Genomic DNA, 8,151 nt, shown 5'->3' with positions numbered 1-8,151 from the left:
CTCTCTCTCTCTCTCTCTCTCTCTCTCTCTCTCTCTCTCTCTCTCTCTCTCTCTCTCTCTCTCTAACAAAATACAGTTAACCGACAAATTTTCAAGCAAAAAAATGTCATTCATAATTGTTGTATTTTGTATTATATGGAGCATATATTATAAGTATAAAGGTTCTTCTTTCTGGTATTCTTTAAATGAAGTTTCAAAGGAAAATAATTATGAATGAAACAGGTAAAACAACCTGTGCATTAAAAGAAAAATTCCGGTCAACACTACCTCGTTGACTAAAAAACACCATTTTTTATTCTATTTTTTACATTCCCGTACAGATAAATATCATTCAATGGTTACTACTACAGGCTTCAAAATATCACCGTGTACCTGCATAACGGGCACTTCTTCATTCGTAAACCGAACAGAAGAAATATACATATGTCTCGGATGGATCTTTTCCTGATTGTTATGAGCATGGAATACAATTCTCAACTGCCCTTCTTTATCTTTAAACATAGCACTATGTCCTACACCAACAAGAGTGTCCGGCTTTTGGAGAATCGGGTTTTTGTCATATTTTGTCCAAGGGCCCATAGGAGAAGTAGCTGTAGCATAACCTACTCCATAAAAAGGACTTTCGTAGCTGTTTCCTGAATAAGTCATATAATATATACCATCATGTTTAGTAACAAAAGCGCCTTCGTTGACACGTGGATGTACCTCTTCCCATGACTGGGATACATTGATACATTTTGCTAAAGTTGGGAGCTTGATAGTTTTAAGATCCTCCTCCAGTTCGGCCACCCATATATTAAGTCCGTCGTTAAAGCGGTCGAAGTACAAATACGGTTTTCCATCATCGTCGATAAACAATGAATTATCTATACATTTTTCATCTGCAATCATTGGTTGTTTCTCATCCTGTACAAAAGGGCCCAAAGGAGAATCGGAGACAGCCACACAAATATGTTCATCTGCCGAATAATACATGAAAAATTTATTTTTTTCTTTTATATAATATACTTCGGGAGCCCAAAACCAGCGCTCACCCCATGAATCATTCTGATGTAAGGCCAGCGACTCAGCTTTTTTCCAATGTACCAAATCGGCAGACGTATATACTTCTATACCTTCTTTGGCATGTGTACCATATACATAGTAAACATTTTCATAAAGCATAATAAAGGGGTCTCCAAGAGAGATAGCCTCGACCTTCTCTTGTTTGATTGTTCCATTATTCTGACAGGATGCAAAGCCAAAACTAAACAATACGGCTATCAGGACGTTGAGTATTTTCATTTTATCAGATCTTTTTTCGTTTTTCAATATTGTTTGATAATTTTCTCTTTTTCTGATCTCTTTATATACTGGATACAATTAAAATTCAGGGAGAAAAAAACTATGCACAAATTTAGCAGGAGCAAAATATGCCTGAGAACACTTTTAAAATAAAAAGAGTAAAAATCGGTCAACAAAGCCCGTTTGACCAAAAATTATCATACATTGGTTATTTTTTATCACAAATATGCCCGGTTGCTTACATTACCGATTCATATATAAAGTAATTTTACCTTATCAAAAAATGTTTGTATAGATATGAGCGTCGTTAAATATATCATCCTATTACTATTTCTCGCAACTAATTTGTCTCTGTTCTCCCAAATTGAATCAGATTTTCATTTCAAAAAAATACAAGTTGATGAAGGTTTGTCCGAGAATGCAGTTTATTGTATACTACAAGATTCGAAAGGATTCATGTGGTTCGGGACAAAAGACGGGCTAAACCGGTTTGATGGAAATAACTTTCGTGTTTTTCGGCATAGTGTAGAAAAAACGAATTCAATAGGAAATAATTTTATACGATGCCTCATAGAAGGAAATGACCGGAATCTTTATATCGGCACCGATGCAGGATTATACATAATGGATCCGGTGGAAGAAACATTTAAAAAAGTTTCCGGAGCGTCAAATAATGAAAAGAATTATTTGACGTCTGCTGTCAATGCCCTTTACCAGGACCAGGCCGGTGATATCTGGATAGCATCTATGAATCAGGGTATATTCAAATATAATCCTAAACAAAAAAAACTTTCGAGAGTAGAGCTTTCGAGACACAATTTGGATAACAATGCCAGTTGGGTGATATATGGAGACTTATCCGGAAACATTTGGGTAGGGACTCGGCTCGGCTTACTTAGATACAATAAGGAGACAAACAAACTAGACCCTATAGAGTCTATGTTTGGTTTCTCTGAGAATTTTTCTTACGAAACTTTATCCATCCTGGAAGATAACAAAGGCAATTTGTGGCTGGGCACCTGGTCCAATGGGCTCTGCCTGTACGACAAGCAATCGAATAGTCATATATCGTACCTTGGGCGCAACGATATATTTCAGTATGTAACACATATCAGAGCTATTTTTCAATATGATGACAGATCCTTATATATTGGTTCGGATGACGGATTGTATCTATTCGATTTGGAGACAAAAAAAGCCAAGAGAATAGATATGCCTCAATTACAGCATAGCCTTAGCGACCAAAATGTATATTCTATCTATAAGGATAAGGAAAACGGGATATGGATAGGAACTTATTTTGGAGGAGTTAACTATCTGAACCCATCTCAATTAAATATTGAGACTTATTATCCGGACCGCCGCCCCGGAACATTGTCGGGAAAAGCGATCAGTCAGTTTTGTGAAGATCAGTTCGGCAATTTATGGATTGCAACCGAAGACGGAGGGATAAATTATTTCAACTCTGTAACCAAAAGTATCAGTCAGCCAATAACAACATCTTATCATAACACGCATGCGTTGCTATTAGATGGAGATAATTTATGGATCGGGACATTTTCGAGAGGTATAGATGTATATAATACCAAAACCAGGTCTTTGACTAACTATAATAGTATAAGTGGAAACAAAAATACATTAAATGATAATTGTGTTTTTTCATTATATAAAACCAGTAACGGAGATATTTATGCCGGCACTCCGGTAGGATTAAATAAATATAACAAGGCCACCAATAGTTTTACCCCCATAGAATCCATTGACGGTTTTATCTACGATATAAAAGAAGATCATTACGGAAACCTGTGGCTGGCAACATATGGCGGTGGTGTTATAAAACTGGATATTAAAACGAATAAATGGATATATTATGATGCTATTCTAGATAGTGAGAATCCCATCGTAAAAAGTAAACTAACCAGTGTGTATATAGATAGTCAGAGAAGAATTCTTTTCTCTAGCGAAGGAAAGGGTATTTTTATTTATGATGCAAAAAGAGATAATTTCTCAAATATATCCGAATCGGATGGTTTGCCTAACAATGTCGTTTATGGCATTCTCGATGACCCTTTTGGAAACCTATGGATCAGTTGTAATAAAGGGTTAGCATGTTTTAACTTGTCAGCACCTCAGAATTCCATATTGTACAATAAAGAAGATGGACTACAAAGCAATCAGTTTAATTACAAGTCAAGCTATAAGACCAAGAACGGAAAATTTTATTTTGGTGGTATAAACGGCTTTAATTCCTTTTATCCTCAAGATCTCAATGCAAACAAGAATATAGTAGTGCCTCCTGTAGAGATTACCGGAATAAGTCTATTCAGCAATTCTGATTCTGAAATGGAAGACGAAATACAAATTAAATTAAACAAGGGACAAAAAATAACACTGCCATACAATAAATCATCCTTTACAATATCATACGTCAGCCTGAGCTATGTTACTCAGACAAAAAATCAATATGCCTATAAACTGGAAGGAGCTGATACAGATTGGAATTACACAGGGAATAATAAAAGCGTGACATATGTCAATCTGCCTTATGGAAAATATTGTTTCTGGATAAAAGCAACAAATAATGATGGTTTATGGAACGAGACCGGAGCCAAAATAGAAATAGAAATACTTCCTCCATTCTGGCTTTCTCTACCGGCAAAGGCATTATACTTCATAATACTTATATCTTTAGTGTATATTGTCATGTCTTATTATTGGGCTAAGGATAGGAAGAAACGGCTACAACAACTGGAAGCATACAAAACCGAACAGGAAACCTTGGCATTCAAGTCGAAAATAGATTTCTTTACAACCATAGCTCACGAAGTAAGAACCCCGTTAAGCCTTATTACAGCACCATTGGAAGAGGTTATTAATACAAACGAAGATAATAGTGAGACTAAACAAAACCTTCTCATAATAGAAAAAAACTGTAATCGCTTAACCGTACTGATCAATCAATTACTCGATTTCAGAAAGATGGATTCCACTGTATATGTTGTAAATCCCGGGGACATTAACCTGAAAGAATTTATTTATGAGCTATATGAGCGTTTCAAAAAAACTGCTCAACGAAAACAAATAGACTTTATATTAAATTTACCTCAGGATAAAGAAATCAGGATAAATGCCGATGCCGATGCTTTGACAAAAATAATCGGCAATTTATTGACAAATGCGTTGAAATACACTAAAAACCAAATTATATTATCTTTAGCCTGTAACAGTGATAAATCATACACCATAACTGTCGAAGATAATGGAAGAGGGATATCCGACGACCATAAATCGCTGATATTCGATCCGTTTTTTCAGGTCCAGACTGAGGATCGTAATATAGGAACAGGCTTGGGATTGGCACTAGTAAAAAATCTGACCGATATCCTGGGAGGAACTATCGATGTAGCGGACAGGAAGGATGGAGGAACGGTATTCATTTTCCAATTTTCCGATATAGAACCATCATTTGAGAAGACACCATCTGTATTACCTGATCAATCTATAGCTCTTACAACCGAAAATGCACCCCACACAGAAGCAGGATACCAATTTTCAATCCTGATTATTGAAGATAATTCCGAGATGGCTCTATTTATAAAAAAGACTTTACTTAGCGATTATATAGTTGATTCTGCTCCAGATGCCACAATAGCATTATCTCTACTTGAAGAAAAGAGTTACGATGTCATTATATCGGACATAATGATGCCGGGTATAGATGGCATTTCTTTTACAAAGAAACTAAAGTCAGATATTAATTATAGCCATATTCCTCTGATATTATTATCTGCCAAAACAGAGAATGCTGTCAAAATAGAAGGATTGCTTTCCGGAGCCGACGTATTTATAGAGAAACCCTTCTCCACCTCTTTTCTCAAGGCCCAAATCCTAAGCCTGCTCGAGAATCGCAAAGCAATGCTGGAAGCGTTCAATCGTTCTCCATTAACATCCTATTCAGTTCTTGTCTCCAACAAAAATGACGAAATATTCCTCAACAAACTAAATGAAGAGATAGAAAAACACATATCGGAAGAAAACTTTTCCGTGGAATCGCTGACCGGTATACTCAATATCAGCCGTTCCAACCTGCAACGAAAACTGAAAACAATAAGCGGAGTAACCCCGGGTGATTATCTGCGAAACTACCGTCTAAGGAAGGCTTGCAAGTTACTGATAGAAACTGATATGCGAATCAATGAGGTTGCTTACAGTATAGGATTCAATTCTCCATCTTATTTTACGAAAGTCTTTCAGAAAAATTACAACATGTTACCTAAAGAATTCGTAAACAAGCATTTAAACGAAGGAAAGGATAAAATGTAACCAACTTTATCACAAAGACATAATCTCTATAATTTAATATCACCTAAAACAGAAAAGATAACAGATACCAGAAGTATGCCAGATTCTTACCGTATGAAGGCCTTAACCAATAATTTAACAAAATAATAGTTAGTATACATATTATTACGGAAATCTATCATTGTGTAATTATTGACTTATCAAAATTAATACTATTTTTGCAACTGTATATTGTAAATAAGACGACCCATTAAATAATTTACCTTTTGGCATTTGCACTAAGAACAAATGCAGCAATACTGTTTCCGTAGCATTTACAATTTAATGTTATATTAATTTAGATTGTCATAATACTGCACGTATGAGCAATAAGGCAAGAGAGAATGTAGCTGACTCTGCAAAGAAAAGGTACCGTAGGACTAAAAAAGACATTGAACAATCCCTGTTCGATGCTGCTATTACATTAATCGAAAATATCGGATTTAACAATCTCACGGTCAAAGCACTTAGCCAGGAAGCCAAAATAGATCCGCCTGTATTCTACAACAGGTATAAAGATATGAACGATTTTCTGGAAAAATTTGTTCGTAATTATGATTATTGGCTAAATGATAATATAAAATTCAATCAGGACAATCTTCATCCGGTAGTAAACGCCTATACTACCATAAATGCTATTGCAGAATCGCTATTGAATGATATTTGTATGCAAAGGCTAATAGCATGGGAGATAAATGAAAAAAATTATATTACCCAACGAACTGCACAAAACAGAGATATTAGTTCTAAGTATATAATGAACTTTTTTGACGAAAAGTTCAAGAATTGCGATATCAATTTTTCACATGCATCCTCACTTATAATAGGTGGGATAATATTCCTGATTTTACATCGGGGAGCAGGCACATTTAACTCCATAGATTATACTGAACAAAAAAATATTACAGAGCTAAAATCCAGTATAGAAAAAATAATACTCAAAATATTTGATGATTATGAAGAAGAGGCACCCTCTGCTGATGTTCCTCCATCAAAACAACAAGCTGTAAGCATTGCAAAAAAAACTAATAAAAAATAATGTTGAATATGATATTATAAAAATATCGACAGGATTAGGTGATAATATATTAGAAAAACTATATAAGAATTATTAGACTACCTTTCCCCATATAGAAACTACATATCACAAAAACTATATATCAGATCAGTTTCGTCGACTGTATAAAATTCAAGAATAAACTTTCCACAATAGGTGCTATATTCACTTCCATAGAGCTATTAACACTAATGGCTAAAGATTATATATTTTAGAAAAGGATCTATTTAACTAAATTCATCTATTTATTCCGGAATAATAAAACAAATTATATATAATATACAATATATTAAACAAGCTTACAAAACCAATATCTATTTGTAAAATAAATATTTTATATAAAAAAAACAAACATCTGTTATATAACATATTATATCAACAAAATAGTCCCACAGATATCTGTAGATAATATCACATATACGCAATTATAGTTATTCATAATATGAATCATAAAAAACTACTATTTTTTATATATTCATGAATAAACAAATTAAATACAATTGATGTTAATAGCTAATAAAAAGTATAAGATATTCACGACCTAAAAACTTGTACGATGAGAGTAACCATATGCTTGCTATTTTCTATTTCACTCCTTGCTTCATGTGTCAGAGAATCCCTACCAGAATGCCCTTATCAGTATAACATACAGCTAGTTGTAAAAGACAAGAACTACCTCAATAATTCGGGAACAGAAGGAAATATTGTTGACGAAAATCTGCCTTTCAACCAATATATCTCTAATATATACTATACATTAGAGAATATCAAAACAGGTAATACAAATATAAAGTCACCTATAAATAAAATATTGGGAGAAGAGAAAAGCACAAATATAATTCTGGACCATATGCCCGACGGACAATACCTGCTGACTGTATGGGGAAATGTAAATGAGTCTGTGATAGAAACTCTTGCTTTACATACTGATAATACAGAAAGTACTGATATATACCTTGGCTCTGCCACATTGAATATCATAAACGGATTAGCACAAGATACTATTTTAGGAATGGACCGGACAAAGGGCAAGCTATCAGTAAAGATGAATAATCTTCCTGAGTCTATTGTTAAAATAGATCAAAACATATCAAATATCTACAAATATGTAAATGCACAGCGATTGTATAGGGATATGGCAAATGTAAAAACCACATTCCGAAAAAGCACACAAGTATTAGATAAAACATCTACATATCTGGCTCCTACACTCAACAACGAAATATCTAAATTAACCATCTCTTTTTATACAACAGACAATTCTTCCCCAACACTGACTCTGCCTTCTATAGATTTGGAAATCAACAGGAACGACATAACAGAAGTCACAGTCAATTATAATTCCACACAGGATGAAATCGAAATATGGGTCTACATTGATAGTGAATGGACTCTTGTAAAAAAACTGAATATAAGTGAAATCGAAATATAAGATTACAAACAATTAGTTATTTATCAGGTTTAATTTT

4 protein-coding genes are annotated in these 8,151 nt (G+C 34.1%); 3 read left to right on the top strand and 1 reads right to left on the bottom strand.

Features of this window, described 5'->3' with window-relative positions; genetic code table 11:
* Positions 1–327: 327 nt before the first annotated feature.
* Positions 328–1,284, bottom strand: a complete 957-nt coding sequence (locus tag HMPREF9455_RS12400) for a glycoside hydrolase family 43 protein (protein ID WP_006800050.1) — start codon at positions 1,282–1,284, stop codon at positions 328–330.
* 297 nt (positions 1,285–1,581) lie between these two features.
* Between HMPREF9455_RS12400 and HMPREF9455_RS12395 the strand changes: the two genes are divergently transcribed.
* The 3 genes from HMPREF9455_RS12395 (at position 1,582) to HMPREF9455_RS12385 (ending at position 8,114) form a co-directional block, all read left to right on the top strand.
* On the top strand, positions 1,582–5,607 hold the full coding sequence (locus HMPREF9455_RS12395; protein ID WP_006800049.1) for a hybrid sensor histidine kinase/response regulator transcription factor: 4,026 nt from the start codon (positions 1,582–1,584) through the stop codon (positions 5,605–5,607).
* 340 nt (positions 5,608–5,947) lie between these two features.
* Positions 5,948–6,664, top strand: coding sequence for a TetR/AcrR family transcriptional regulator (locus tag HMPREF9455_RS12390; protein ID WP_006800048.1), 717 nt, complete (start codon positions 5,948–5,950; stop codon positions 6,662–6,664).
* Between the two features lie 574 nt (positions 6,665–7,238).
* Positions 7,239–8,114 (top strand): hypothetical protein, encoded by an 876-nt coding sequence (locus HMPREF9455_RS12385; protein ID WP_006800047.1) that lies wholly within the window; start codon positions 7,239–7,241, stop codon positions 8,112–8,114.
* The last annotated feature ends 37 nt before the right edge of the window (positions 8,115–8,151 follow it).

The organism is Dysgonomonas gadei ATCC BAA-286 (assembly GCF_000213555.1).
Taxonomy (GTDB): domain Bacteria; phylum Bacteroidota; class Bacteroidia; order Bacteroidales; family Dysgonomonadaceae; genus Dysgonomonas; species Dysgonomonas gadei.
This window is presented reverse-complemented; position numbering and strand designations above follow the sequence as displayed.

Coding starts and splice junctions, on each gene's coding strand:
- HMPREF9455_RS12400 (WP_006800050.1), bottom strand. CDS start 1,284: ATGAAAATACTCAACGTCCTGATAGCCGTATTGTTTAGTTTTGGCTTT.
- HMPREF9455_RS12395 (WP_006800049.1), top strand. CDS start 1,582: ATGAGCGTCGTTAAATATATCATCCTATTACTATTTCTCGCAACTAAT.
- HMPREF9455_RS12390 (WP_006800048.1), top strand. CDS start 5,948: ATGAGCAATAAGGCAAGAGAGAATGTAGCTGACTCTGCAAAGAAAAGG.
- HMPREF9455_RS12385 (WP_006800047.1), top strand. CDS start 7,239: ATGAGAGTAACCATATGCTTGCTATTTTCTATTTCACTCCTTGCTTCA.